General features: G+C 63.8%; 25 protein-coding genes and 1 tRNA gene. 12 read left to right on the forward strand and 14 right to left on the reverse strand.

Features of this window, described 5'->3' with window-relative positions:
* Positions 1–15 precede the first annotated feature (15 nt).
* Positions 16–1,017: an alpha/beta fold hydrolase gene (locus tag DL240_RS03090; protein ID WP_158542317.1), complete on the reverse strand. Its 1,002-nt coding sequence runs from the start codon at positions 1,015–1,017 to the stop codon at positions 16–18.
* 143 nt (positions 1,018–1,160) lie between these two features.
* On the opposite strand from DL240_RS03090, the gene DL240_RS03095 reads away from it, so the two are divergent.
* Positions 1,161–1,418, forward strand: coding sequence for an acyl-CoA-binding protein (locus DL240_RS03095; protein WP_111728383.1), 258 nt, complete (start codon positions 1,161–1,163; stop codon positions 1,416–1,418).
* A gap of 10 nt (positions 1,419–1,428) precedes the next feature.
* Positions 1,429–2,661, forward strand: a complete 1,233-nt coding sequence (locus DL240_RS03100; RefSeq protein ID WP_158542318.1) for an alpha/beta hydrolase family protein — start codon at positions 1,429–1,431, stop codon at positions 2,659–2,661.
* Between the two features lie 15 nt (positions 2,662–2,676).
* On the opposite strand, the gene DL240_RS03105 is transcribed toward DL240_RS03100, so the two are convergent.
* A complete protein-coding gene (locus tag DL240_RS03105) occupies positions 2,677–3,843 on the reverse strand; it encodes a hypothetical protein (RefSeq protein WP_146618066.1) in 1,167 nt (388 codons plus the stop codon).
* A 169-nt stretch (positions 3,844–4,012) separates the two neighbouring features.
* Here DL240_RS03105 and DL240_RS03110 point away from each other — a divergent pair, with 169 nt between their 5' ends.
* Both DL240_RS03110 and DL240_RS03115 read left to right on the forward strand, forming a co-directional pair.
* Positions 4,013–5,338, forward strand: a complete 1,326-nt coding sequence (locus DL240_RS03110) for a lysyl oxidase family protein (protein ID WP_146618067.1) — start codon at positions 4,013–4,015, stop codon at positions 5,336–5,338.
* A 276-nt stretch (positions 5,339–5,614) separates the two neighbouring features.
* Positions 5,615–5,827, forward strand: a complete 213-nt coding sequence (locus DL240_RS03115) for a cold-shock protein (protein WP_111728387.1) — start codon at positions 5,615–5,617, stop codon at positions 5,825–5,827.
* Positions 5,828–6,018: 191 nt separating this feature from the next.
* On the opposite strand, the gene DL240_RS03120 is transcribed toward DL240_RS03115, so the two are convergent.
* Together DL240_RS03120 and DL240_RS03125 are read right to left on the reverse strand one after the other, a co-directional pair.
* Positions 6,019–6,603: a CAP domain-containing protein gene (locus DL240_RS03120; RefSeq protein ID WP_158542319.1), complete on the reverse strand. Its 585-nt coding sequence runs from the start codon at positions 6,601–6,603 to the stop codon at positions 6,019–6,021.
* Between the two features lie 242 nt (positions 6,604–6,845).
* Positions 6,846–7,052: a cold-shock protein gene (locus DL240_RS03125; protein WP_111728389.1), complete on the reverse strand. Its 207-nt coding sequence runs from the start codon at positions 7,050–7,052 to the stop codon at positions 6,846–6,848.
* 515 nt (positions 7,053–7,567) lie between these two features.
* Between DL240_RS03125 and DL240_RS03130 the strand changes: the two genes are divergently transcribed.
* From DL240_RS03130 to DL240_RS03150, 5 genes are all read left to right on the forward strand, one after another.
* Positions 7,568–7,888: a hypothetical protein gene (locus DL240_RS03130; RefSeq protein ID WP_111728390.1), complete on the forward strand. Its 321-nt coding sequence runs from the start codon at positions 7,568–7,570 to the stop codon at positions 7,886–7,888.
* 75 nt (positions 7,889–7,963) lie between these two features.
* Positions 7,964–8,173 (forward strand): hypothetical protein, encoded by a 210-nt coding sequence (locus tag DL240_RS03135; RefSeq protein ID WP_111728391.1) that lies wholly within the window; start codon positions 7,964–7,966, stop codon positions 8,171–8,173.
* A gap of 50 nt (positions 8,174–8,223) precedes the next feature.
* A complete protein-coding gene (locus DL240_RS03140) occupies positions 8,224–8,895 on the forward strand; it encodes a DUF6483 family protein (RefSeq protein ID WP_111728392.1) in 672 nt (223 codons plus the stop codon).
* 66 nt (positions 8,896–8,961) lie between these two features.
* On the forward strand, positions 8,962–11,256 hold the full coding sequence (locus tag DL240_RS03145) for an NADP-dependent malic enzyme (RefSeq protein WP_111728393.1): 2,295 nt from the start codon (positions 8,962–8,964) through the stop codon (positions 11,254–11,256).
* A gap of 161 nt (positions 11,257–11,417) precedes the next feature.
* On the forward strand, positions 11,418–12,914 hold the full coding sequence (locus DL240_RS03150) for a porin family protein (protein ID WP_111728394.1): 1,497 nt from the start codon (positions 11,418–11,420) through the stop codon (positions 12,912–12,914).
* Positions 12,915–12,929: 15 nt separating this feature from the next.
* Here DL240_RS03150 and DL240_RS03155 read toward each other — a convergent pair whose 3' ends face one another.
* From DL240_RS03155 to DL240_RS03165, 3 genes are all read right to left on the reverse strand, one after another.
* Complete coding sequence (locus tag DL240_RS03155) at positions 12,930–13,757, reverse strand: alpha/beta hydrolase (RefSeq protein ID WP_146618068.1); 828 nt, start codon at positions 13,755–13,757, stop codon at positions 12,930–12,932.
* An 88-nt stretch (positions 13,758–13,845) separates the two neighbouring features.
* Complete coding sequence (locus DL240_RS03160) at positions 13,846–14,829, reverse strand: lipoprotein N-acyltransferase Lnb domain-containing protein (protein WP_111728396.1); 984 nt, start codon at positions 14,827–14,829, stop codon at positions 13,846–13,848.
* 50 nt (positions 14,830–14,879) lie between these two features.
* Positions 14,880–15,608 (reverse strand): DUF1963 domain-containing protein, encoded by a 729-nt coding sequence (locus tag DL240_RS03165; RefSeq protein WP_111728397.1) that lies wholly within the window; start codon positions 15,606–15,608, stop codon positions 14,880–14,882.
* Positions 15,609–15,832: 224 nt separating this feature from the next.
* Between DL240_RS03165 and DL240_RS03170 the strand changes: the two genes are divergently transcribed.
* The 3 genes from DL240_RS03170 (at position 15,833) to DL240_RS03180 (ending at position 20,142) form a co-directional block, all read left to right on the forward strand.
* Entirely contained in the window at positions 15,833–16,894 is a 1,062-nt protein-coding gene (locus DL240_RS03170) for a hypothetical protein (protein WP_111728398.1), read from the forward strand.
* A 64-nt stretch (positions 16,895–16,958) separates the two neighbouring features.
* Positions 16,959–19,526, forward strand: a complete 2,568-nt coding sequence (sppA, locus tag DL240_RS03175; RefSeq protein ID WP_111728399.1) for a signal peptide peptidase SppA — start codon at positions 16,959–16,961, stop codon at positions 19,524–19,526.
* A 7-nt stretch (positions 19,527–19,533) separates the two neighbouring features.
* Positions 19,534–20,142: a MiaE family protein gene (locus DL240_RS03180; protein ID WP_111728400.1), complete on the forward strand. Its 609-nt coding sequence runs from the start codon at positions 19,534–19,536 to the stop codon at positions 20,140–20,142.
* Between the two features lie 89 nt (positions 20,143–20,231).
* Here the strand turns inward: DL240_RS03180 and DL240_RS03185 are convergent, their stop codons facing one another.
* The 7 genes from DL240_RS03185 to DL240_RS03215 all read right to left on the reverse strand — a co-directional run bounded on the left by DL240_RS03185 (position 20,232) and on the right by DL240_RS03215 (position 25,488).
* Positions 20,232–20,705: a hypothetical protein gene (locus DL240_RS03185; RefSeq protein ID WP_111728401.1), complete on the reverse strand. Its 474-nt coding sequence runs from the start codon at positions 20,703–20,705 to the stop codon at positions 20,232–20,234.
* Positions 20,706–20,847: 142 nt separating this feature from the next.
* Positions 20,848–20,931 (reverse strand) — tRNA-Leu (locus DL240_RS03190).
* Between the two features lie 203 nt (positions 20,932–21,134).
* Positions 21,135–22,037 (reverse strand): hypothetical protein, encoded by a 903-nt coding sequence (locus DL240_RS03195; protein ID WP_111728402.1) that lies wholly within the window; start codon positions 22,035–22,037, stop codon positions 21,135–21,137.
* Positions 22,034–22,750 carry an OmpA family protein gene (locus DL240_RS03200; protein WP_111728403.1) on the reverse strand — a complete coding sequence of 239 codons (717 nt, stop codon included), beginning with the start codon at positions 22,748–22,750 and terminating at the stop codon, positions 22,034–22,036. The genes DL240_RS03195 and DL240_RS03200 overlap by 4 nt, the downstream gene beginning before the upstream one ends.
* Complete coding sequence (locus tag DL240_RS03205) at positions 22,738–24,117, reverse strand: DPP IV N-terminal domain-containing protein (protein WP_111728404.1); 1,380 nt, start codon at positions 24,115–24,117, stop codon at positions 22,738–22,740. The genes DL240_RS03200 and DL240_RS03205 overlap by 13 nt, the downstream gene beginning before the upstream one ends.
* A gap of 19 nt (positions 24,118–24,136) precedes the next feature.
* Positions 24,137–24,988 (reverse strand): TonB C-terminal domain-containing protein, encoded by an 852-nt coding sequence (locus DL240_RS03210; RefSeq protein ID WP_146618069.1) that lies wholly within the window; start codon positions 24,986–24,988, stop codon positions 24,137–24,139.
* Complete coding sequence (locus DL240_RS03215; RefSeq protein WP_111728406.1) at positions 24,985–25,488, reverse strand: biopolymer transporter ExbD; 504 nt, start codon at positions 25,486–25,488, stop codon at positions 24,985–24,987. Before DL240_RS03215 ends, DL240_RS03210 begins: the two co-directional genes overlap by 4 nt.
* Between the last annotated feature and the right edge of the window lie 13 nt (positions 25,489–25,501).

Here is a 25,501-nt window from a genome sequence, read left to right on the forward strand (position 1 = left end):
GGGCACACCGTCACATCACGCCCCGCCCTTCCCCCCACCCAGGAGAAAGGCCAGCACCTGTGCCTCGACCCCGGGCTCGGCCTCAAACCCCAGGTCGACACCGGGCGCAAAGAAGACGTGACCGCCGCCGCCAACCCAGCGGGCCTCCACCTGATCGGCGGCGGCAACCAGCGGACCACGCAGGGATTGCGCCGGAATCATCGGATCGCCCGGGCTAGCCACCACCAACGCCGGCACCTTGAGCTGGGTTAAACGCCCGCCCACCGACTGCGACTCGTAGTAGTCATCGACATCGCGAAACCCAAACCGGGGCACCACCGTAAGCTGGTCCCATTCTCGCAGTGACGTCGCCTGGCGCACCCGCTCCACCGGCGTGGGCACCTTCCCGCGCGCCGCCAGCCCGGCGTAGATCTCGTTGAGCGCCGCCAGCAGGTGGCGGCGGTACACGAGGTTACCCGGCGCATCAATGCAGCGCTGCGCAGCCCCCAGATCCAGCGGCGGACAGACCGCGGCGACCGCACAGATCTTGCTGGAGACGCCCTCGGCGGCGGCCTTCAAACAGACGTGGCCTCCCATTGAATACCCCAGGAGCGCCACACGCTCAAAACGCTCAAAGAAAGGCTGCGCCAGCACTTCCCCCAGATCGGCGGTGAGTCCGGCGTGATGAAAATCTTCGCCGAGACCATCGGCCCCGCGCATCGCCAGACGCAGGCAGGGAACCCCGACCCGGTGTGCGGCCCGCGCCGCCTCCACACAATAGCCCCGGTCCACCGCGCCCCCCAGCCCGTGCAAGACCACCACCAGATCGGTGGCGCCCGCCACGTCGGCGAACATCCCGGAGAGCGCAATGGAGCGCCCCTCTTCGTTGGTGATCTGCGTGCGCCAGAAATCTGCCCGCGGCGCTTTGCGTGGCAACCAGCCGTGGCGCAGCGTGGGCGTGATCGTGCGCGCATGCCCCCCCAGGCGCTCTCGAAGCGCGGTGGTCGCCGAGAGACTCGCTTGCAGACGTTGCAACATCATTCACTCCACATACGCGTCGGGGAGGAGGACACAAATCCACCTGTACCGACCGAGGTTGATCAAAGCGCAGCTTGCTGCGCCTCACAGCTCTGATAGTTTAGAAGCTCCCTACCCCAACCCTCAGAAAAGGTCGAGCCATAATGAGCCTCCAAAACGACTTCGAATCCGCCACGCGCCGCGTTCAGACCCTGGGCAGCGCGCCCGACAACGCCACCCTCCTCGCGCTCTACGCGCTCTTTAAACAGGCGACCGCCGGTGACGTCAGCGGCAAACAGCCCTCACGTCTCAAACTTCGCGAACGCGCCAAGTACGACGCCTGGGCCGAAAAACAGGGCATGTCTCATGATGAGGCCAAAGAGGCCTACATCGCACTGGTCAACACGCTGCTCAACGCCTGAGAATACGTTTATGTTTCTTCATCACGATGATACGCCGCTGCGAATCCTGCTCCTGGGCGTGTTGACCTGCGGCGCCCTGGCCTGCGGCGAAGATCAGAGCGCAGACCAGCCCGACGCCGGCCACCTCTCCGACACCCCGGCCCCCGATCCTTACGACACGCTCCCCGAGCAGCCCTGGCTCCTCACCGAGCACGGCCACTACAGCGTGGGATACGCCTTTGAATCGCTGATCTACACGCCCCGCGGCCCGCAGGAAGCCCCCCGCGAGATCACCATCTCGATCTGGCACCCCACCTTCGACACCGAAGGACGCGCCGCCCGCTACCTCAACGTCCTCAACGCCCCGGACGTGCTTCAGGATGCCTCCGTGGCGATTCGCGATAGCGACCCCGCTCCCCTGATGATCTTCTCCCACGGCAACGGCAGCTTCAGCATCCAGAGCTACTTCTTCGCCGAGTATCTGGCGAGCCACGGCTTCGTGGTCATTGCCCCCGATCACAAGGGGAACACCTTCTCGGACACCGGCGGCGCCGTCCGCCTGGAGTCCACCGTGTACCGCCCCCAGGACATGAGCGCGGTGCTCGACTGGGTGGAGCAGCTCCCGGCCGATCACCCGCTGCATGGCAAAACCTCCCGGGATAAGATCGCCATCAGCGGCCACAGCCTGGGTGGCTTCACCACCCTGGCCACCACCGGCGCATCCATCGACCTGGCGGCCGTCACCGCCGGCTGCACTGCCGGGACCATCAGCCAGCGAATTTGCGAGATCTTTGAAGCGGACAACGCGGCGATCTTCGGAGAAGGGTTTCTCGATGCACGCTTTCAGGCCTCGCTGCCGATGACTCCGGCCGGCTCCGAGGTCTTTCTCCCCGGAATCGCCAACATCACCATCCCCACCCTGGTGTGGACCGCCGGCCAGGACCTGACGCTCCCCAACCCAGACGAAGGCGACCCGCTCTGGGAGGGAATGGCCGGCCAGGACCACGTGCGCATCGACATCGCCAACGCCGGCCACTTCACCTTCTCCAACCTCTGCGAGCTGCTGGCACCGGCCGTCCCCGAGTTTCAAAACGACGGCTGCGGCGAAGACAATATGGCCTATGAGGAGGCCTTCGAGATCATCAACGCGTACAGCCTGGCCTTTTTGCGCAAGCACCTCGACGGCGCCTCGGAGTACGACGCGATGCTCGCCGGAGATTCTCCCATGAGCGACGCGCTGCTCTTCGAGCGCAAACCCGACTGACCCCGGGCAGGCCTCTCAGCGTCCGGGATGGGTGGGGCTTCCGGGGTCAACGTCCAACTGAAAATCGACGCTGATTCCGCGCCCCCCGTTGGCCTCGGCGGCCACAAATCGCACCCAGCACTCACCGGGGTTGAGTGCCCGGACAAGTTGCTCGGAGTGGGAAGTCGGACCGTTGACCAGCTCACAGGTCACCGGTGTCATCACCTGCTTCTGGACCACCGCATCCCCTCCACACAGGGGGGCGCCACCAACCGTGGGACCGAGCTGCAGCTCATAGTAGCGCCCCTGAACCATGCGATTGACCACCAGCCCGCGCTGCCCCTCGGCGGTGATCTCGACCATACGCGGCTGCGCCCCATCGACCTCGGAGGGGCGACTGAGCAGGAAGGTAAGCTGCGCCTCCCCCTGATCATCCACCAGGCTCACGCGCCCGGCCCGGGCTGGCTCCAGGCGCACCTGATGCAGGCTCTCCTCGCCATCAAACACCGCCAGCGCATCCTCCGGGTCCACCTCAAACGCAAAAGCCCCCGAACCGCGCAAAAGCTCGCCATCGCCATCGAGCTTTCGCTGCTCGATGAAGATGGCAACCTCGGTGGGATCGTCAAAAACATACGCTCCGGCCCCCTGTACCGGACACCGCCCGTAGCGCCCCTGGGGGTCGACTCCCCCCGAAGTCCGGCGCAGCTCCACACGCGCCAGCTCTCGAACCTCCACCTCAAACGCATCTACGAAGTGCTCCGGGGGCGCCCCCCCCGGCTCCTCGGATTCCTCCACCGGCGGCTCCATCCCCTCAATATCAAAGCTCAGCTCCACACGCGCCTGCCCCGGCACAAGAGCCCGCAGGACCACCTCCGCTCCCGGGACCCCCATCAACTCCACCTCCCGAAAGGCCACAACCTCGATCGCGCCCTCCTCCCCGGTGACCCTCACCTCATGGGCGCTCAGCGCGTGATGATCCCCGTAGCAACCGATGCTCTCCCGGCAGATCTCCTCGCCATTGCTCGGCCCCATAATCAACACCGAGGACTCCCAGCCGGCGGCAACCGGGGCGTCCAAATCGACAAAGAGGTGCCCCCGCTCGCTGTTGGGCCCCGGGCCGGACTCCCCGGCCACACACCCCCCGACACTGAGCAGTGCGCCGCTCAATAAAGTACCAATAACGAAAGGACGGGTGCCTGCCATAAGTGCTCCAGCGTACGGGAATCCGGGGGCCTCTCAGCGCCCCCGGCCGAAGACTGGCCGAGGACGGCCTCATGTTTACGCTCTATGGCGTCGCCGTCCAGAAACTCACACTTCGACCATGCTACAGACAAGCGCCGCTCTGTGACGCCGCGCTCCAAAGGGGGGAGACGTGTCCACACGATTCAATACGCCACCGTTAGGCCTGCCCATCGTGCTGCTCATCGGCACCCTGGGCTTACTTCTGGCCCCCGGCTGCACCCGGGGCAGCGTCGAAGACGCGCTGAGCAACGATCCGATCCCCGGCGCCGAATTACGCATCAACCGCTGGCCACCGCAAGAATCCACCGGCTACAGCTGGGAGTGGCCCCGACAGCTGCGCTGGAATCAGCCGGACTACTTCACCCGCAGCACCGCGGCGCGCTTCAACGGCGCCAACGTCGGCCTGGGCGGCGTTGGCCCCCAACTCGTCGATCCCGAATCCGTCCTGGGCCCCGAGCAATGGTACCGCGTACGCGTGGACCACCCCGATTACCGCCCGGGTATCTTCTACTTCTTCCACGACGGCTTCACTGAGACCTGCCCCTACGACATCGTCGGCCCCGCCGGCCAGGAGTACGCCGAGGGGCCCTGCCGCAATGAGCGCTTCGGCCTGTGGCCGGTCGATGGCGACTATCAGCTCTTGCCCGACATCATCGTCGATGTGCGCGAGTTCGACGACCGCCTCTGGCAATGCGCCCTGATGCCCTCGGGCTCGTCGCTCTTCGGCCTGAGAATCGGCGCCAGCACGGCCAACGTCGGCGTGGGCACGCTGCATCTGGAAGGCCGTGGCTTTGGCATCGGAGACGACCCCTCCCTGGCTCAGGTCGTCCAGAAGATCGATCGCAACGACGGCAGTCAGGACGAAATCGACCTGGGCGCCGATGCCTTTGAGCTGCATCCGGGCCATGAACACATTCACTTTCGAGACTGGCTCACCATTGCCCTGCTCAGCCCCACCCCCGAATGCGACACCGCCGGCGAACGCGATCCTTCCTGTACCCTGGCCCGCGGCACCAAGCTCTCGTTCTGCATCATGGATCTGGAACCCTTCGATGCCGAGATTCGCGAACACTACCAGGGCTACCAACGCTACCCCGAGCCCCCCACCTGCGACAGCGTCCGCCAGGGACTCTCGCCGGGCTGGAAAGACGTCTACCACGCGCTACTCGAAGGCCAGGTCATCATCGCCGGCGATGCCGATGCCATGAACGCACTGCCCTCCACCGTCATGGTCGAAGCCGTCGTCGATCCCGAAGGCAAGCTGCGCGAGCTCTCCACCGCCAACAACCGCGCTCGCCAGTTCATGGAGCGCCCCGCCGACCCGATGGCCCTGTGCGACTCCCCCCGAAGTCGCATTGACTGCAGCGGGCCCGAGTCTACCTTTAACGATGAAGAGCGCGAGATGTGTCCGGATTACCTGCGCTTCTTCGAGAACCTGGCGCTAAGCCGCCCGTGACACCGCACTCCACACCCCGGACCCGCCTTGCCACAGGGTCACTCTTCGACTATGGATGGGCGCGGCGGTGCGCACGACCACGAAGCGGCCACTGTTTTAGGTCGCTTCGTCCCTCCCCTGGAGGGATGTGTCGTCGGTGTTTACCGACGTCCTCGGCTTACCGTCGCTCGATTCATACCCACAGCCCACATTTTCAGATGGGCACGCGTTACCAGGGGTGGCGCGACAGGTGGCGACCTTACCATTTCAAGGGTTTCCACCACAGGAGAAAGCAACATGGCACAGCGTCTCGTCGGTTCAGTGAAGTGGTTCAGCGAACAAAAGGGCTTTGGTTTCATCAGCCAGCCCAATGGTGAAGATGTGTTCTGTCACTTCAGCGCCATTCAGACCTCGGGATTCAAGACCCTGCGTGAAGACCAGCAGGTGGAGTTCGAAGTCGAGCAAGGCCCCAAAGGCCTGCAGGCTGTGAACGTCATCCCGCTTGACTGATCCGGCTTAAGTAGCATCGGTCATTCAACCGCAGAGTTTCGGCTCTGCGGTTTTTTTTATCCCGCTCACCCCAGGTGATAATATCTATTATGTAAATTAACATCTCTCCAAAAAACACACAGCGAGCTACGTAGATGAATGCTCCGTCCGCCGGCACACGCCCGGTCGGCCCCTTTGCCGCGGCCGCAATTCTACCGGGGAGGCGTCATAAACAGCGCCGTAAAATAAAATCCCTGCTCGCCAGCGACGACTCCCACACCGCTGTAAGACGACGTCTCGCTGAGTAGATTCTCGCGGTGCCCGGGGGAATCCATCCAACCCCGGTGGGCATGAGCGACGGTCGGAGCCAGTGCAAGGTTTTCCGCCGCCGAGCTAAATGCCACTCCCGTGGACTCCAGGCGGTCAAAAGGAGTGGCTCCTTCCGGGCTCAGATGCGAAAAATAACGGCGCTCACGCATATCGCGGCTGTGACGACGCCCCAGGCTCACCAACCGAAGATCGCATTCCAGGGGCGCCAGCGACCGGCGAGTGCGTTCGCAATTCGCCAAGCGGAAAAGCGCGCTTTCGTAATCATCTCCACAACGCCCGTCCCGGTCGGTAACCGGAGCCTCCCAGGATCCGGGGTCGCCTCCTTCGAGCACGCGATCGCTGAGATCATCATGAACGATATCGTCGAGCCCGCAGCGCACGTGACGAGACTGTGCCGCCCAATCCCAATCCGCCTGCTGAACCCTCCCGCCCGGTCCGCCGATCACCTCGACGACATGTACTTGCACCCGATCATCGGGGTCCGCAAGCGGCCGCGGTGCACAACCTTGCATCGCCAGCACAACTCCCAGCACAGCCCCTCGCCACCTCTTCGTCATCCATTTCTCTAGCATCGACACCCCGCTGAGCACGTCCCCGTCCATCTGGACTCCACAGATCTTCCTGCCTCTCTCCCCCTCCCATCGTGCAAAACACAAAAAACCCCGACGTCTCACGACGCCGGGGTCTCTGATACTAAGTCGTAACGACCTTAGTCGAGCGGCACAACGTTGACCGCCTGAAGGCCTTTCGGGCCCTGCTCGACTTCAAACTCAACGCGCTGATCTTCGCGAAGCGTCTTGAAGCCCGAGGACTGAATCGCGCTGAAGTGGCAGAAGACATCTTCGCCATCAGGCTGCGTAAGGAAGCCGTAACCCTTGTCCGCGTTGAACCACTTAACCGTACCTTGAATCTTCATTGCGTAACTCCTGAAACATGATCTGCGTCAGCTCTGCCCGTCGCCTGACCGAGCCAACCCGGGACCTCCCCGGTCCAAACTGACCCTCTACGCACCATGCCGTAGAGGGAAATCCGAACGACGCCCCCGGCGGGGGTACTACGCGTCGACGACGTGGATTTTGAGCGGCCGGTGAACGCGTAACATGCCATCACCTGAAATTAAAAGCCGCTCTGGTGTTCATACCAACAGCCCCCTTAGAACCCTCCCCCTGCTGCCAGACCTCGACGTCACGCCGGGGCTCCGAAAGCTCGGTAAGAACTCGCGCAAGCAAATTGCCATGAACTGCGCGGAGTATGACACCTCTACACCGAAGTTTCAATGACTTCTGTTGACGCAACGCGTCGTGCGATCTCACCGGTGGGTCAAGGCCGGGGGCCCTTGAACAACCGGCTTGTTGATAACGTCAGTTTTGCCTAGATGTCGAGGAGTTTTCCGGCGCCTGCGCGCCCTCCTCCCCGAAGGCAAGAGAAGCCATGCAAAGCTCCAAACTCATCGTACTCGCGCTCGGATTGATCATTCTCGGCGGTGTCATCGCCTGGTCTTACGTGAACTTTTTTGAAACACCGCCCTATGATCCGAAAGTCGCTCACGAATTCGCCCACTACTTCGAGCGACGCTGTGTCGGACAACATGACGAGACCATCTGCGCAGACGCCATTGGCACCTCTCACCGCGGCTGTTTTGAGCAGGCCATGGTCATGAACGACGCCGGCGATTTCGCCCTTGATCATGATCGCGACGTCTACATGAACTGCATGCGCCAGGGCATCGCCCAACGCAGCACGGCCCCCTAAGCTGGCCCTGCCCTCCCGGGTGGTTATGGATTCAGGCTCCTGCCTTTCACACTACTCTTGGCCCGGGAGTCTGCGATGAAGCGCCGAATCACCCGAGAACAACTGATCCTCCTGCTCGAGGAACTCGACCGAGGAGAACTCAGCCCGGAAGACGTCCAACGCGTCGTCAACGCGCTGGAACTCACCATGAGCGATGCCGAAGCACTCAACCTCATGGAAGATGATGAGCTCAGTGCCTCCGAACTCGCTGATCAACTCCTGGGCTACGATCCCCGCGAGCGTTAACCAGGCCGCCGATCCACGCCGCCCCACCACGTTCCCGACGTTTAAGTTCCATGATCTTAAAGAACGAACACCTGCTGCGTGCGCTGGAGGCGCTCTCCCGAGCTTACAAACAGGTCGCCGGCAAGCGCACCGAGCTCGTTGACGATCGGCTGGCTCTGGAGATTCTCGACCGCGCGCTGGCCGACCAGCTCCATACCCGGCACGAGCTCGTGGGCACCCTGGAAAGCGACGATCTACTGGCGCTTGATGAGCTTCTGCAGGCGTCGCTGGGCCGGCTATTTGCCCTGCGCGCCACCCTCCTTTTCGCACGGGAGCAGCATCGCGCGGCACACCACAGCGCGCAGGTCGCCTTTGACGCCCTTCATCGCACGCTTCGGGCGCGCCTGACGGACGAAGATCGCTACGCTGCGCACTACCTCCATCGCCTGCTCATCCACCCGGTCGCCGCCTCCGCGCTCTCGGCCCATACCGTGGCCGATGCCTACCAGGACCTCTTCGACTTCTACGCCGAGCATCAGCACGACGACCGCGCCGAAGACATGCTCTTTCATGCCCTCGAGCTGATGGAACCCGACTCGCCAGCTCGCACACGGCTTGGCCAACGCGCGCTGAGCTACTATCAAGGTCTGCAGGAGCTCGACGAAAGACAGCTTCAGCGCCGGGGCCTCTCCCGCTTCGAAGTCCGTCAGGCCATGGCCGATCTCCGCGACCTCCTTCGCTGAGCGGAGCTGCGCTCGGCATACCGCCCCCCTCGCCACCTCTGAGCCCTCCACGCTGGAGTCCCTCGAATGACCGTCAACTCCAAGCACAACGGCCCCATCCGCCGCAAAGACGCCCTCGACTATCACGAGTTTCCCAGACCCGGAAAAATCGAGGTTCTGCCGACTAAGCCCCTCTCCACCCAGCGCGACCTCGGACTGGCCTACAGCCCGGGCGTCGCCGAGCCCTGCCGTGAAATCGCCGCCGATCCGCAGGCGGCCTTCCGCTACACCAACCGCAAAAACCTGGTGGGCATCATCACCAACGGCACCGCCACCCTGGGGCTGGGAGATATCGGCGCGCTGGCCTCCAAACCTGTCATGGAGGGCAAAGCCGTACTCTTTAAAGTGCTCGCCAATATCGACGCCTTCGACATCGAACTCGACGAACGCGACCCGGAGGCCTTCGCCCGCTGCGTCAAAGCACTGGAGCCGACCTTCGGGGGCATCAACCTCGAAGATATCGCCGCCCCCCATTGCTTCGAGATCGAAGAAACCCTGCGCGAGGCGCTCGACATCCCGGTCTTTCATGACGATCAGCACGGCACGGCGATCATCACCGGCGCCGCCCTGATCAACGCCCTGGCGCTCCAAAATAAAGACATCGACGACATCAAGGTGGTCTTCGTGGGCGCCGGTGCCGGCGCCGTGGCCTGCGCGCGCCTCTACGAGTCCCTGGGCGTCCGTCACGAAAACATCACCATGGTCGACATTCACGGCATCATCTACCAGGGCCGTGACATCGAGATGGACCGCTACAAGGGCTATTTCGCCCAGGACACCGACAAACGCACTCTCTCACAGGCCCTGGAAGGCGCCGACGTGTTCGTCGGTCTCTCCGCCGGCGGCATCGTCTCCGGGGAGATGGTCAAGTCGATGGCCCCGCGCCCCATCATCTTCGCGCTGGCCAACCCCGATCCCGAAATCGCCTACCCCGATGTCATGGCGGTCCGCGACGACGTTGTCATGGCCACCGGACGCAGCGACTACCCCAACCAGGTCAACAACGTCCTGGGCTTTCCCTTCATCTTCCGCGGAGCCCTCGACGTGGGCGCCCGGCGCATCACCGAGTCCATGAAACTCGCGGCCGTCCACGCCCTGGCCGCGCTGGCCCGTGAAGAAGTTCCGGAAGTCGTCTCCGAAGCCTACGACCAGAGTCATATTCGCTTTGGCCCCGACTACATCATCCCCAAACCCTTTGACCCACGAGTCCTCCTGCGCGTGGCTCCGGCCATCGCCGAGGCCGCCATGGCCGAAGGCGTCGCCCGTGAAGAACTTCACCTGCCGACCTACGTCGAAGAGTTGGAGCGCCTCCAGGGCGTCTCCAAGGGCCTGATGCGTCGTCTGATCAACGTCGCCCGCCGTGATCCCAAACGCATCGTCTTTCCCGAAGGCTCCGAGGACAAAATCATTAAGGCGGCCCAGATCCTGGTCGATGAGGGCATCGCCTCTCCCATTCTCCTGGGAGACGTGGAGCAGATCGAGGCCCGCGCCCGCGCTCTTGATATCGATCTCACCGGCATTGAGCTCCTCGACAACGAGCGTGACCCACGCTTCGAAGACCTCGCCCAGGTCTACTATCGCATGCGCCAGCGCAAAGGCGTGACCATCGCCGACGCCCGCAACCACCTGCGTAGCCCGGAGCCCTACGCGATGATGCTGGTCCATGAGGGACTGGCAGACGGCGTCGTCTCCGGGGTGACGCGCCCCTATCGCGAGTCCCTCAAACCCGCGCTGCAGATCATCGGGGTCAACCACAAGCAGAGTCGTGTGGCCGGCATGCACGTGGTCGTCTCCCGGCGGGGCGTCAAACTCTTCGCCGACACCACCGTCAACATCGACCCCGACGCCGAGACCCTCGCCGGCATCGCCATAGCCACCGCGGATACCGCCCGTATGTTCGATCTGGAGCCGCGGGTGGCGATGCTCAGCTACACCAACTTCGGCGCCAGCCGCCACCCCCACGCCACACGCGTGGCCGAGGCTACGCGTCTGGTCAAAGAGCGCCGCCCCGATCTGAACATCGACGGTGAAATGCAGCTGGAGTTCGCCACCGATCCAGACCTGCGCGACGAAAAATTCGCCTTCTCCACACTGGAGGGTGACGCCAATGTCCTGATCTTCCCCGATCTCAACGCCAGTAACATTGGCTACAAACTGCTCCACCAGCTGGGCGGTGCCGAGGTCATCGGTCCTATCCTGTTGGGGATGCGCAGACCCGTAAACGTGCTGCAGCTTGCCTGCTCGGTCCCCTCCATCGTGCATCTGACCGTGATCACTTGCCTGCATGCCCAGCAGCTGGAGCGGGAGCAGGCCGCGACCTGACTCACGTGCGACTCGTCATCCTCCAACGCCCCGGCTCCTCCTCTCTCCCAGGTGTGCCGGGGCGTTTGTGGATCCCGCTCAGTGCAGCACAATGTTCTGGATGCTCCCCCCCCTCTACGATTGTTCCCGCTGATCTGTGCTCCCCTACCTGGGATTGAACCATGCCCCCCTTGATGAAATCCCCGCTCACCCTCTGCGCCGCTCTCACTGTCTCGGCCGCGCTCGCCATGCCGGCCACCGCTCAGGAGCCCCCCGCTCTCCCTAGCGAGCCGCCGGTCGAGCGCACGACGTCCGCAGACCCGGCATCAGAGCACACCGACGCCTTCGCCACACTCAACGCCCGCGCCTCCGAGTTGGGCTGCGACCTGATCTTCCGCGCGCTCGCCGGCGAGCAACAGGTGGGCGCCTGTGCCGACCAGCGCGTGTTGGTGAGTTGGGGGGAGGACGTCCAGGTCCGCCGAGCCCCGGGTCCTGTGGAAGCGCTCGTGGGAAGTGATGGTGAGCTCTGGGTGATCACCCGTCACCAGAGCGCGACGCCCCTTAAGGCCCTGCCCTCCGATGCCCCGCGCCTGCCAGCCGGCGCCACATCACCGCCCCCCTCCCCCGAGACGCCGCCAAGCGCCGCCACCGAGATCCGCGGCCAGGTCCTCGAAGCCTCCCGCGGTGTCATCATCATCGATCTTGGTAGCGACCAGGGGCTGACAAGCAGACAACTCATCGAACTCTACACCGTCGAAGAGGTCCCACTCGGCACCGGCGGAGAGACCTCCTCCCGCACTCGTACCCTGGCAGTCGCTCCGGTGCGCGCACTCAGCGCCGACCGCGCCGAGCTCGCCCTGGGACTCGCCGAACGCGTGCCCCCGGGCGCCAGGGCCCGCACGACCGAACGCGAAGCCACCGCCAGCCGCTTTGCCCCGGAGCGCCTGGGAGGCCTGAGCCGCCTGAGCTTTACCCTGCGCCCCTTCCTGGCCCTGGGCACCGTCGGCGCCGGCACGCTGAGCCAGGCCTCGGCCTCCTACCAACTCCCGGGCCCCTGGACCGCCGAACTCCTGATCGACCCGCTGGCCATCGGATTCTCCCGGGCCGGCAACCTGCTGGCAGCCATCGGCACCGCGATCGTCTCCTACGACACCACCCCCTTTCAAGTGGGCCTGGGCGTCGGCACGACCACCATCAACTCCTCCACCTACCAGAGTGGAGACTCCGACACCGGCGCCTTTGGTGCCGAGCTGGGCTTTGCCATCTCGCAAAAAGTGCGCCTGGGCGCCCTCGACGGTTTGCACCTGGAGGTCGTCAACAACTTCTTTCTCACCTCCAGCGCCTTTCGCTACGGCGGCACCGCCGGCAGTGCTCAGGTGCCGGCGGGCTCCATCGGTAAGTCTTCCTGGATCGTCGCCCGGGGAGGCGCGGGATTCGCCGGGCACGCTTTTGGAGAAGTCGGCTTGAAAGTACTGGCCTACGGAAACGGTGACCGCGGCTCACTCTTCTTCACCCCCACCGTGGGGCTCGCGCAGCTCCGCGGCACCCGCGTGGTCGACTGCCCCTCCGGCCCCGATGTCCCCTCCGGTCTGGAGACTCGCCCCGACGACCTCGTTTGCTACGCCGAACTCAGCCAGGGAGGTCCGATGATTGGCTTTCAGGTGGAGTGGCGCCCCTGAGTATCGCTCTGATTCTCAGAGCGGCGACGCGCCCGAGCGCTTCGCCGCACTAAGACCGCTCAGAAACGCGTGCAGCGCCTGGCCGTACCTCTCGAACTCCGGGAGGTCGTTATGACCTCCTCCCTCCACGATCACCAGGTTAGCGCGCTCCTCCAACACCCCGGCCAGCGCCCGGCTGTGATGCGGGCCGATAAGCTCGTCCCGACTACCGTGGAGCAGGAGCACCGGCAGCTCCACCCCGGCCAACTTCTCGGCGTTATTAAAGTGAAAGCGCAGCGTCAGCTGTGGCAGCGCCCAGGGCATCTGCTCGCGCGCCACATCGAGCAGCCGCGTAAAGGGCGACTCCAGCACCAGCGCCCGGGCCGAGACTTCGGTGGCCAGCTGCGTGGCCACACCGCTGCCGATGCTCCGCCCGTAGAGGATCACGTCCTCCCCGGCGTAACCCAACGCCAGCAACGCCCCGTAGGCGGCCCGGCCGTCCTCGTAGAGCCCTGCCTCGGTGATGCGTCCGCTGCTTTTTCCAAACCCGCGGTAATCCACGATGAACACGTCGTAGCCCAGGGGCACGATATCCGCGGCGACCGCTTTCCACGACCGCAGGCTGCCGGCATTGCCGTGAAAGTAGAGCACGACCCCACTCGGCGCCGGAGCGCGGTAATGCAACGCGCTTATCCGCTGACCGTCGGCCGTCTCAATGATCCTCTCCTCAGCCCCGGGCTGCAGCTCGAAATCAAAGTCCGCAGGCAGCCTCTCCGGGTAAAAGATCAAACGACTCTGAAGTCCCAGAAGCATCCCCAGCACCGTCACCCCCATCGCCATCATCAACCACAGCGTCCTCTTCACACCTTCCTCGCGACGCCCGAAAACAGACCTTTTAAATGCCACATACCATCGCCGGACTGGCCCCTGCCGAGACGAGCCTGTGCGATGTTCAGGGACTCGAAGCCCGACCGCGAATCACCCACGAGAAACTCTCATTGAGGGGAGCCGACTCCGCCACCGCGTTGATCTGAAAACGCTCTCGCGCCTGCTCCGGTGTCATTCCTTCGGGAAGCAGATCGAGCTCCGCAATGAGCTCTTCGCTGAACCCGGGCAAGAGCACCCGGTAGTCCGGCGGCAGGCTCACCTGGTTGATGCGCTCATAATGCGTGGCCAGGTTCGATGAACACGAGTTCAACACCGTATGATACCACTGCGGCTCCCCGGCCAGGTGCTCCAGGCGCTCGACCATGTTGACAAAAAACTCCGCGGTCTTCTCGGGGCCCGCGTTCATGGGAATGACCCAGGTCGGGTCCTTATGCGTCTGGGTCCGCAACCCCAGCGCGTCACGCTCATCGGCGACCACATAAAAGAGCTCATACTGCCGAAACATCCCTCCCAGCGGGTCGTAGCGCTCCTCTTCCTCTCGCCGCGCCTCGGCCGAGAGCACCACGAAGCGCTCGTCGGCGAACTCAAAGCTAACCATCACATGCGCCACCCCGGGCACACCGCCAAAGGTGGTAAGCACAAAGTAGGCTCGCTCGATCTCATCAAGGTTGTAGGTCGCATCGTACCAGCGGGCCTGGAGCACCTCCCCCTCGGCGTCGTAGCGAAAGTCGCGCACGTTATGCAGCGTGACATCGCGTCCCTCCACCGTAGCGCGGGGCAGTCTGGAGACATTTTGCTGCCAGTCCCGCTCATGAGAGGGCCGCTGTGCCCCCAGAAAAAGCCCGGCGAGCGTCAGCACCAGCAGACTCAAAAGCCCGCCTCGGCGCACGCCCAGCAGGACAGGCCAGGCAACCAGCGCGCAGCCCACCGCAAGCCCCATGCCCAGGCGCATGGGGCTAAGCTCCCCGCCCTGCCCGCCGCCGTAGGTCAACACGCCCAGCACCACAACGGCCGCCGGAACCATCAAGAGCGCGACCGCTACGCGCATCCACTTCTCGCGACTTTTCAACGCAGCATCCCTGGCTTCAGACGCAGAACTCAGTAACACGCCCAGGCAAAGGCCAGCACGTCGGGGTGGTTGGGACAGCGCGTCAGATGCCCCACTCCCATATCGCCAAACATATAGGGAAGCGAATCTTCGGAGTCGATCTGCATCACCATCGCCATCCGCGTCTGGCAACGCGGACAATCCGGATACTCCATCCCCTGCACCCAAAAGGGCCATCCACCGAGCTTATCTCGCGAATAGGGAGCCCCGAGCTCATCAAGCTCTTCATACGCGTCATCGCTCAACTCAAACCCCAGCTCGTCGGACTCCTCCCAGTTCGGCAGATCTTGTGGGAGAGCGTCCCAGCCGGCAATGCGCCTGGCCGCAAAGGGCTCCTTGGGACCGGCGGCTGTGGTGTTTGCCTCCTCCGTGGGCGCTTCGATGAACCTTGCCACCACGCTCTTTGCAAAGGGGCCATACGCCTCGCACTCCACCTCGCAGAGCGGCTCGGAGCTCGTGCAGTAGAAAAGCTGCAGCAGGCCCGTATCGCCCAGGCGCTCCCGCTCCGGGGTCGGAAGCTCGGGAAGATAGAGCTGCACAAACAGCTGCATCGGCCGCTGACAATTGGGGCAGCAGGGCCAGCGTTCATTCACGGCCAACCAGGGCCGTCCCGAAAATTTACTGGAGAGCAAGGGCCCGTCGCCCTCCTCAATCACCGGGCGAAACGCGGTGCGGCCCGCCTTAAAAAACTCGGGAGGAATGGTAGAGGTCGAACTCATCACAGACTCGGAGTAAGGGGAAGCGAATCATTCACGACTAACGCCGGTTTAGACCATCAGCGGGCGCATCCTACAGGGCAACGAGCCATGACGACAAACGTGGCCACGCCTTTACACTCTCCGGCACCGAACCTACTGTTAGCGCCACTGAAGACCGGTCCAAAGACCTCCAAGAGCTGCCCGAGCGACCCGACCGCCACCCCGATTTCAGGAGCCCGATCGCCATGACAACCCTCGTATCGAAGACGCGCGCAGCCCTGGCGGTGTGCGTGGCCCTTGTCTGCCTGGCGCTGAGCGCCCCGGCGCTTGCCCTGGATGGCTTTCTGGAGACGCTCCCCGGCGGCCATGACGCGGTCATGGCGGTGGATGTCGATGCCACCCGCAACTCCCCCTTCTTTTCGCCGGCCCTGGGATGGATGCGCTCCCACCCGACGCTCGGACCGGCCATCCGCGCCGTCGAAGAAGCGCTCTCGGTTCGCGTGGACCGCGACATCCACGAGCTCGCCATCCTCTCGAACTCCCCCCCGCTTAACCTGGCCATGCTCGGCGGCGGCGCGCTCTCCCCCGGGGACCTGGATCTCTCCGCGGTGGAGGGCTCGGTGATGGCGGTTCGCGGTGACTTTAAGGCCAACGACATCATCAAAGGCCTGACCGAAGAAAGCGGTGCGGAGGCCTTAAGCGCCGGTGAAGTCTCCGGAGTTCGGCAAGCCGGACATGATATGTGGGCCGTCTCCGGGCAGACGATGCTGTTGGTCACCGGCGAAAGCGGCTACCGCGACCGGATTCGCACACGTCTGGGCAAGTCAGAGCGTATCGGCGCGAGTTTTCTCAGCGCGCTTGCGAAGCTCGGACAGCGCCAGGGGGTGGTCATGATGATCAAACCAAAATACGAAGGAGCACCGGGCAACGCGCGCTTTGCTGCGCTGGGAATCCGTCTTGAAGAACGCGTTCTGGCGTCGGTGGTGATGACGCTTCAAGACGACGAGAGCGCGAAGCGCTCGGCGGAAGAGATGGCCGCGATGCGCCGACAGGCTCTGAGCAACCCGATGATCGCGATGTTCGGGCTGGCGCCCGCCGCTCAGAACATGGCGGTACGCCAGCAGGCCTCCGACCTCTTTGTGACCACGTCGATGACCAACGCCGAGGCCAGCACGCTGCTCGATCAGGTGCTCCGGATCATCCAGACCTCCGGACAGCTGGAGCGCGGCGCCTCGCCGGCCTCCCCGGCCACGCCCGCCGCACCAGAGGCGGTGCCCGAACAAGGCGTCGAAGCCGACTTTAACTGACCGATGATGGCTTTCGCAGGCGCCCTCAAGGGGCGCCTGTCCTGTAGCTGGAAGGACCTTTTCAATGATCGTTTTGCGTCTTCGCTCCGCACTCGCCGCCACCACCCTGAGCCTGATGGCGTCGACCGCCTGGGCCGCCGCCCCTACCCCAAGCCGGGGCGTACCGGTACCCGATAGCTCCCTGACCACCCAATCCGACGGGGCGAGCCTGGAGGTCAACCCGGCCGGGCTGGGCTTTTTGACCGGCACGGAGCTTGGCTACCGTTTTTTCTACCCCTCGGACACCTACGACGATGTGCTCGGCGCTGGCCACGGCCTGAGTCTGGCCGCGGGCAACGGGTTCGCAGGAATCGGCGCCCAGGTGCAATGGCTGCGAAACCCAGTCCTGGGAGCTGATCTGGGGAGCTATCGCAAGTACACACTGGCAGGCGCCCTGGCGGTGCCCCGTCTGCTCAGCCTGGGGGTTGGGCTCAACACATTCGGCAGCCGCACCAACGAGCGTCTCAACGCGCTGACCACCATTGATGTTGGCCTGCAGTGGCGCCCCTCCGCGCACTTCGGAGCCGGCCTGATGATACGCGACGCCACGCCCGCCTTCCTCTCCGAAGATCACGCCCTACCTACCCGTGTCGGAGTCGGACTCGCCCTGCGCGGCTTTGACGGTCGCCTGGTCTTCGACACCGAGCTCTATCACGTTCGTGGCGACCGTCTGCTCTACGTCGAGCCACGGATCATGGGTGAGTTCTATCCAGGGGTCCGCATCTTTGCCCGCGGTGCCATGACCGTCGATCGCCGCCAGGAAGAAGAGTCGCGCTTCATCGCGCTCTCGGCCGGCGCTGAGATCAGCGCCGGCACCTTCGGCGCTTCGGTGGCCTCACATCTGAGCAAGAGCGCCACAGATGCGGGTACGGACTTCGTCGGCATGGGGGGACGGGTGTGGCTGGGCTCTCAGAGCCGTCGCTCCTTCATCGCTCCGGGCAGCCGCTGGGTACGTCTGGACCTCGACGAATCCATCGCCGAGCAGGCTCAGTCCGAACTCTTCGGGCCCTCCACCCGCAGCTTTCTAGAGATCATGAACCAGCTCGACGGCCTGACTCAGGATGCCGCCGTCGATGGCGTCATCCTGAGCGTGGGGAACTCCGCTTTGGGTTACGCCCAACTCTGGGAGCTGCACCAGGCCTTCCAACGCCTCCACGAAGCCGGCAAGCACAGCGTAGCGCTGATGAGCTCCACATCCACCGCCGGGATCTATGCAGCCTCCGCGGCCCGCGAGATCTGGATGCTTCCGGTCACGCCCTACGCCCCGACCGGGCTGCAGGCCGAGTTGACCAGCTACCAGGGGATGCTCGAAACGATCGGCGTCGAGGCCGAGTTTATCCGCATTGGCGCCTACAAATCGGCGCCCGAGAGCTTCGTCCGAACACACCCCTCCGAAGAAGCGCTGGAACAGACCGGCGAGTATGTCGATCAGATCTATGAGGAGCTGACCTCGCGCATTGCGAGCCGCAGGGGCCTGGAGACCGAGGAGCTTCAAGAGATCATCGATCACGCCCCGCTCCTGCCCGATGAGGCCCTGGAACGAGGGCTGATCGATGCGCTCGTCTATGACGACGAGCTCAACTCGGTGATGCGGGAGCGCTTTGGCTCCATGGTCCGCGTCGAAGAAGGGTATCACCCGGTCCGCATCGCGGACGAAGAATGGGGAAGCCGTCCCGAGATCGCGATTGTCTACATTGACGGCGCCATCGTCGACGGCGGCTCGGGACGCTCCCCGCTGGGCGGCAGCATCATGACCGGCGCGACCAGCGTGACCAGCCTCCTTCAGGACCTTCGCCAGGACTCCAACGTCAAAGCCGTGGTGCTGCGCGTGGATAGCCCGGGCGGCAGTGCTCGGGCCAGTGACCTGATCTATCGCGAGGTACGAGCCCTCGCGCGTACCAAGCCCGTGATCGCCTCCATGGGCAACGTCGCCGCCAGCGGTGGGTACTACGTGGCAGCGGGCGCCGACGAAATCTTCGCCACCCCCAACACATTGACCGGTTCGGTGGGCATCTTTGCCGGCAAGTTCAACGTCGAACGCCTCGCTCAGCGCGCCGGGGTGACCTCGACTCCGGTGCAACGCGGTGCCCGCGCCGGGGTCTTCTCCCTGTGGCGCGGCTGGAGTGACGACGAAATCGACGGCGTCTCCGAAACGATGAGCTACCTCTACCAGCTCTTCTTAACCCAGGCCGCTGAACGCCGCCCGCTCAGCGCCGACGAGCTCGACAAGGTCGCGCGCGGACGTGTATGGACCGGCACGGCCGCCCGTGAAGCCCGACTCGTGGACACCCTCGGTGGCCTGCTCGACGCGATTCGTCGCGCCGAAGACCTGGCCGGACTTCGCACCGACCAGGTCGATATCGTCACCCGACTCGCACCGACCGGCCTGACTTCCATGATGGGTTTCCGAGCCTGGCTCGGCGCCTTCATCGCCGGAAACAGCCCCCGGTCGCCGCATCGCCTGGTTGACGCCCTTCCCCCGGGCGCGCTGCGTCAAACCCTGGAAACTCTGGAAACCCGCGCACTCTGGCCCCTCTATTTCGAGCAGGGACAGGCGCTGATGCTGCCCCTCTACCCCATTGAGTTACGCTGAGCCTCCTATGAATGCCCCTGCCCCACTCTCTCGCCAGATGCTCAACCTGGCCGAGCCTACCGATGATGGCTGGTTTGATCGCGTACGCGACCACCTCGACACCATCCTCATCGACCATGCCCACCTTGAAAAACGCGCGGCGTCGACCGCGCTGAGCATGATCTTTCGCTACACTGGCCGCGCGGGCCTGGCACGCCAGCTCAGCGCCGTGGTCCAGGAAGAGATGGACCACTTCTCGCGCATGCTCGACGTTCTGGAAACCCGGGGCGTGGAGCTCATTCGCCTGGAGCCCGCTCCTTACGCCTCCAGGCTCGTCAAGGCCGTCCGCCCCCAGGAGCCCTACACCTTCATGGATAAACTCCTGGTCGCCGGGCTGATCGAGGCGCGCAGCTGCGAGCGCTTTGCCATCTTAAGTGAAAACGTCGAGGACCCGGAGTTGGCCGCATTCTACCGCGAACTCTTCGAAACTGAGGCGATGCACTACACGCTCTACACCAACCTGGCCCGGGATCATTTTTCAAAGGAAGAGGTCAAGGAACGGCTGCTGGAGTTGGCAAAAATCGAGGTCGAGGCCCTGCGTGCCGGCGGCAGCATCCCCCGGCTGCACTCGTTCTAACTCGCCAGGCATCAACGCCCCAACGCAACGAAGCCGCCCCGTGTTCCGGGGCGGCTTCCGTCGTTCTACGTTCTGAAAATCTGTGGCGCTTATTGCTTTTGACCGTCCTTGTAGACGGCCGCAGCCTGGGAGGAGAACACCGTAAAGGTGTTGTCATTGAGCTTGTTGCGCAGCTGCATATACGCGGGCGCTTCATTCTCCACGACCAACTCGCCGGTGAGCACATGCCCGTTGTTGAGCACGATCTGATCCAGGCCTTCCAGCCCTGCAGGCTCACTTCCTCCCTTCCAGCTTACCGCACTCACCTCAGTGGTGGGCACGGTACGAATCTCCCCAAAGCGCTCCACCGTATAGAAGTCGCCGTTGATCGCGACCACGTTCCCCCGAACCTCCTGCCCGCTGGTCAACTCGATCACATCAAAGGAGGTCGAAGCGCACGAAGGACACACCGAGCTGACATCGCTCCAATCCTGGAAGCGGTAATCCTGTGCGGAGGCCACCGAGGCCAGCAGAAACACCGTAAGAGCTACCCACGAAAACAGCGCGCCACGAACCTGCGACATAACTCTCTCCTTAGACACCAACCAACGACAGACGTTGCTTCAAGCAGTGCCACTGGTCTTACCACCGCCACGAAGCTCGGGCAAGCCAGCCACAGAGACAAAGAGGGCGCTGGCTATGGCCAGCGCCCTCTTTGTTGCTTGATACCGGAGGCGGGACTTGAACCCGCACGACCTCACGGCCAACGGATTTTGAATCCGCCGCGTCTACCGATTCCGCCACTCCGGCGTGGATATCGCCCTGAGGCGAAGTGCGCTCTTATCTAGAGCAGACCGGTGCAACTCGCAAGCTCATTCTTCGATTTCTTTGGTGAAGTTGCCCGTCAAGGGCGAGGCAGGTTGCATCCGCTTATGTAGAAAGTTAAGGGTTGTCAGGGATCTGCGCAAGCCTAAAGTCGATCAAAAACCACTCCCGAAGCGATTTTATTCCCCCTACCCCTGCACCCAGCGCCCATGAAGACGCGGAGCATCCGGATCCGGACTTCCCGTGTCGAGCACATAGAGCTCGAGCATATCGCCACTGGCCAGAAGCGCCCCGGCGACCTCCTCGGCCGGGGCAAACTCCACCTCGTCCGCCCAGTCCATGGAACGCTCAAAGCGCGCCTTCGGCGTATCGAAGAGTCCGTAGACCTCAGTGGCCCTCACCATCAGTGCCTCCAGCGCACCGGCGAGCGCGTCGGACGCCAGCCTCACCCGGGCGCCCGCCCGGGTGAGCGCCGCGGCTCCGGCGACGCCCTCCTCTCCCAACTTCTCCAGAGAGGTTGCTGAGACCAGCTCAGGGCTGATCTGCCGGGCGCTCACCCGTCGCGCCAGACAGAGCCCGACCTCGGCACGGTAACGCAGCTGATGAGCAATCGTAGATAACGTCTGTGCGGCCTGTTCCCCCCCGAGCAAGGACTCGGGAAGCTGCGGCAGATGCTCCAGCAGCGTCGCGCTCCAGGGGCCGCGCTCCACGACGCAGCGCCCGCGATCGCAGGCGCCCACGCCTGCGGCCGGATGAAGCACGACCTCTTCGGCGGCAATCGCCAACATTGCCCCGACGCCACTCACTTCGCCGGGGAGTACGACCCTGAACGCGACCTCCAGATGCTCCAGCGTCCGCATCAGGGTCTCCGCAAAGCGCACCTGACCACCGTGGGCCGCGATGACCAGCGCCGCCTCGGCAAACGACTCCTCTCGATGACGCCTCAGAAGCTGACGCGCCAGGCGTTCGCCGGCCTCCCCATCAAGGTCAACAGCGTATTCGCCGGCAGAACTGGCCAACATCACAAAAACCGGGCACCCCAGCTCCTTTTCCAGCCGCTGGATCGGCCCCTGAAGACGCGCGGGATTCATCGCGGAATGAACTCCACGCGGCGGTTGCGGGAGAAATCCCCTTCGGACTGCCCGAACGCCACCGGTTTCTCTTCGCCATAGGAGAGCGTACGCAGTCGCTCGCCATCCACCCCACGCTGAATCATGAAGTCACGCACGAAGCGCGCGCGCCGCTCCCCCAGGGCCACATTGAACTCCGAGGTGCCGCGATCATCGGTATGCCCTTCCAGCAACACGACCACATCGGGGTTCTGACGCAACCAGCCCAGGTTCGTCTCCAACGCCTGACGCGAAGCCTCAGAGATCTCCGCGCTGTTATAAGGGAAATAGACCGTGGTCAGCTTAAGCTCCTCTTGAGGCTCGCGCTCCTCCCTCGTCTCCTCCACCGACGAGCTACCTCCTTCGGCGGCTCGCCGCGCCGCTTCGAGTCGACGCTGGCAATCCTCCCAGGTCTCGTCGGCCTGCTGCTGGGCCTCCCGTGCCAGACGCTCGGCGGCCCGGGCTTTTCGCTCCGCCGCCTCGAACTCCTCGGCCTCCACATGGGCTCGGGCCTCGGCCAAAAGCGCCTCGGCTGCCGCAAACTTCTCACCCGCACAATCTTTACGCCCCTCGGCAGCCAGCACCGCAGCTTCGGCCGCATCCAACGCTTCCTGCGGAGGCTTAGGACAGCCCGTCAGCCCGACAAGCAGCGCGGCCACCACGGACACACGCCCCAAAGACTTCATCGCTCCCATGCCGCCTCCTCATATCCCGAGCCCTCTTCGGTCAAGAGCTTCTGCACCATGCCATCGGCGCTCATTAACCACAGCCGCTTACCCCGCCCCCCACGGTCACTGGTAAACAGGATGTACCGACCGTCAGGGCTGTAGCTCGGCTCAAAATTGTTGCCCTGGTCCTGCGTCAGACGCTCAATATTTCCTTGAAGATCCACGGCAAAGATATCGTAACGATTGCGTTCATCCCGACCGCTGAACACGATCCGATCGCCGCGCGGGGACCACTCTGGAGTCGTGTTGTACGTGCCCTGGAAGGTCAACCGCCGCTGCTCACTCCCGTCCGCGTTCATCAGATAGATATGCGCTCCGCCCGAACGCCCCGAAACAAACGCGATGCGGCTGCAATCAGGGCTCCAGGTCGGAGAGACATCAATGGCCCAGTGATCGGTCAGGCGCTGAACGACCGCACCGTCATCCGGGTTGATGAGGTACACATCGGTGTTGTCACCGCCCAGCGAGAGGGTCAGCGCGAGCTTTCCTCCACAATAGGCCGCGCCGCTGTTCTGGCCGCTGCGGCTGGAGAGCTTCGAGACCCGGCCGTTGCGCCAGACCCACAGGTCGGGGTTCTGATCCTGATAGCTGGTGTAATAGACCGCCCCGCCAGGCCCAAACGAAGGCAAGAGATTGATGGCGTTGTTGCGGGTGATCCGCTGCACACCACTGCCATCAATATTCATCACATACACATGCTTGGCCCCCGAGCGATCCCGGCGCGCATACGCGATGCGCGACCCAAAGAAGCCCGGCTCGCCGGTGTAGTGAGCGATGACCGCATTAATAAATGCGTTGACCTGCGCCTGCACCTCATCCGGGCTCACCGTGGTGGCCGACCAACTCAGCGAGACCTGGCGCCCCTGGTCGACCGAGAAAAGACGCAGATCCAGCGCAATCTGGTCGCCCTCGGCCCGGACCGAACTCTTGATGAGCCCCTGGGCCCCGACGTTCATCCAGTTGGAAAAACTGATATCCGCGGCGGCCAGCCCCTCGGTGTGGGTATCAAAGTAGAAGCTATCGACCGGCAACACACGGAAGTAGCCCGAGAGGTCGAGGTTGCGGCGCAAGGTCTGTGCAACCTGTCGAGCCAACTCCGGATCGGCCCCTCCCCTCGCCAGCGTGTCGGGCACGGCCATCGGCAAGAGCGTGCGGCGAGCCTCCCCGCTGACCTCGATCTCGATTCCAGAGAGGTTGCCATTGGCGGGCTCCGCGGAGGCCTCACTCTCCTGAGCGGTCGCCGAGAACGCCAGGCCCGAGAGCCCCAACCAGGCCAACGCTGCAAGCGCTCGGGGAGATCTCAGGCCACGCGTGTTACTCCATTGTCTACGCATCTTCAGTCCCTCACTGGGGTCAACGTGCGGTGGTATCCCACCGCGTCAGCAAGAGCCCCTCACGGAGCACCTCGCGTCGAACATCATCTTGGTCCGGCAGCGGCAGCTTGCGCCCCCCGTACTGGGCATGGAACTGACGGATGGCGCGATCGATGCTGGCGTCAAATTGCTCATTACCACTGCGGGCTCGGAAGGCATGGCTGACAATCGCCCCGCTCTCCGAGAGTCTCACGTAGACCTGCACTTTTCCGGCCAGGTTACCCAGCTCAGCATCATTTAACGTGGTGGGCACCGACCATACCCGCAAGATCTCCTGGAGGAGCCGGGCCTGATAGGTGCGCATCATGCTCGCAAAGGCCGCATCAGACACCGTACCGCCGGCAACCCCATCCGGGCTGCCTTCCGGGGTATCATCGTTGTATGGGCGGTCCGGGTTGCTCAGCGCACTGAGCGCCGCCTGACGGCGTCGTTCACGTTCCTCGCGCTCTTTGCGTTCTTGCTCCTGCCGCTCACGCTCCCGCTCTTCTTCGCGTTGGCGCTCCGCCTGCAAGTTGACCTGGTTCTCTTCAGGCTCGGGCGGCGGCTGCGTCTCATCAGGGAGCTCCACCGAGGGCTCCGGTGTCGGTGCCGCGGGCTCGGGATTGGCGATCCGCGGCAAAGCCGCCTCCTCGCGCTCCTCCCCCAGAGCCAGCAGCTCCACGTTATCAAAGACCAACTCCAGCCGCTCGGGCTCCTCCGGCGTCAGCGTGGAAGCCCACCACACGCTGAACGCAATGATCCCGTGCAGGGCCAGCGTCAACGCAATGCCCGCGCCTATCTCTACCGGCCCACCGGTACCGGTCCCTAATGGCTTTGCTCGTGCGTTCGTCACTGCGGCTCGGCCTTTCGATACTCAGGATTGGTCACCATGCCCACATTCGAGACGCCGGCCAGGCGGATGCGATTCATCGACCCGACCACAAAGCCGTAGGGAATGTCCGGATGCCCCAGAAGATAGAGCCGACCGTCGTCCTGAAGCTTCTGATTCGACTCGATCTTGGCCTGAAGCTCATCGAAACAGGGCTCAAAGCGCTCCGGGGAACTCTCCTGAAGAGCCGCTCCACAATCCACCAGGACGCTATCCCCGATGAGGACCTGAAGCTCCTGATTAATCTCTAAAATGATCTGTTCGCTCTCTTCGAGGTTCACGCGGCTTTCGTTGTCGCGAGTGACCGGCAGGTCCATCTCGACTTCGCGCTTCTCGTCATCCTGCTCAATCAGCGGTGTGGTCACCATAAAGATGACCAGAAGCACCAGCATCACATCGACCAGCGGCGTGACATTGATCTCGGAGAGCACCGTCCCCCCACCCGATGAGGAGCTCATAGCCATGGGCTGTCCCTGG

This window comes from Lujinxingia litoralis (assembly GCF_003260125.1).
GTDB classification, from domain to species: domain Bacteria; phylum Myxococcota_A; class Bradymonadia; order Bradymonadales; family Bradymonadaceae; genus Lujinxingia; species Lujinxingia litoralis.

Bases quoted from the DNA above. Each gene is read 5' to 3' on its own strand.
- DL240_RS03150 (WP_111728394.1), top strand. From the start codon at position 11,418: ATGCCCCCCTTGATGAAATCCCCGCTCACCCTCTGCGCCGCTCTCACT.
- DL240_RS03200 (WP_111728403.1), bottom strand. From the start codon at position 22,750: ATGGGAGCGATGAAGTCTTTGGGGCGTGTGTCCGTGGTGGCCGCGCTG.
- DL240_RS03090 (WP_158542317.1), bottom strand. From the start codon at position 1,017: ATGTTGCAACGTCTGCAAGCGAGTCTCTCGGCGACCACCGCGCTTCGA.
- DL240_RS03135 (WP_111728391.1), top strand. From the start codon at position 7,964: ATGAAGCGCCGAATCACCCGAGAACAACTGATCCTCCTGCTCGAGGAA.
- DL240_RS03105 (WP_146618066.1), bottom strand. From the start codon at position 3,843: ATGGCAGGCACCCGTCCTTTCGTTATTGGTACTTTATTGAGCGGCGCA.
- DL240_RS03215 (WP_111728406.1), bottom strand. From the start codon at position 25,488: ATGGCTATGAGCTCCTCATCGGGTGGGGGGACGGTGCTCTCCGAGATC.
- DL240_RS03185 (WP_111728401.1), bottom strand. From the start codon at position 20,705: ATGTCGCAGGTTCGTGGCGCGCTGTTTTCGTGGGTAGCTCTTACGGTG.
- DL240_RS03125 (WP_111728389.1), bottom strand. From the start codon at position 7,052: ATGAAGATTCAAGGTACGGTTAAGTGGTTCAACGCGGACAAGGGTTAC.
- DL240_RS03130 (WP_111728390.1), top strand. From the start codon at position 7,568: ATGCAAAGCTCCAAACTCATCGTACTCGCGCTCGGATTGATCATTCTC.
- DL240_RS03100 (WP_158542318.1), top strand. From the start codon at position 1,429: ATGTTTCTTCATCACGATGATACGCCGCTGCGAATCCTGCTCCTGGGC.
- DL240_RS03095 (WP_111728383.1), top strand. From the start codon at position 1,161: ATGAGCCTCCAAAACGACTTCGAATCCGCCACGCGCCGCGTTCAGACC.
- DL240_RS03165 (WP_111728397.1), bottom strand. From the start codon at position 15,608: ATGAGTTCGACCTCTACCATTCCTCCCGAGTTTTTTAAGGCGGGCCGC.
- DL240_RS03145 (WP_111728393.1), top strand. From the start codon at position 8,962: ATGACCGTCAACTCCAAGCACAACGGCCCCATCCGCCGCAAAGACGCC.
- DL240_RS03205 (WP_111728404.1), bottom strand. From the start codon at position 24,117: ATGCGTAGACAATGGAGTAACACGCGTGGCCTGAGATCTCCCCGAGCG.
- DL240_RS03180 (WP_111728400.1), top strand. From the start codon at position 19,534: ATGAATGCCCCTGCCCCACTCTCTCGCCAGATGCTCAACCTGGCCGAG.
- DL240_RS03160 (WP_111728396.1), bottom strand. From the start codon at position 14,829: ATGCGCGTAGCGGTCGCGCTCTTGATGGTTCCGGCGGCCGTTGTGGTG.
- DL240_RS03140 (WP_111728392.1), top strand. From the start codon at position 8,224: ATGATCTTAAAGAACGAACACCTGCTGCGTGCGCTGGAGGCGCTCTCC.
- DL240_RS03195 (WP_111728402.1), bottom strand. From the start codon at position 22,037: ATGAATCCCGCGCGTCTTCAGGGGCCGATCCAGCGGCTGGAAAAGGAG.
- sppA (WP_111728399.1), top strand. From the start codon at position 16,959: ATGATCGTTTTGCGTCTTCGCTCCGCACTCGCCGCCACCACCCTGAGC.
- DL240_RS03170 (WP_111728398.1), top strand. From the start codon at position 15,833: ATGACAACCCTCGTATCGAAGACGCGCGCAGCCCTGGCGGTGTGCGTG.
- DL240_RS03115 (WP_111728387.1), top strand. From the start codon at position 5,615: ATGGCACAGCGTCTCGTCGGTTCAGTGAAGTGGTTCAGCGAACAAAAG.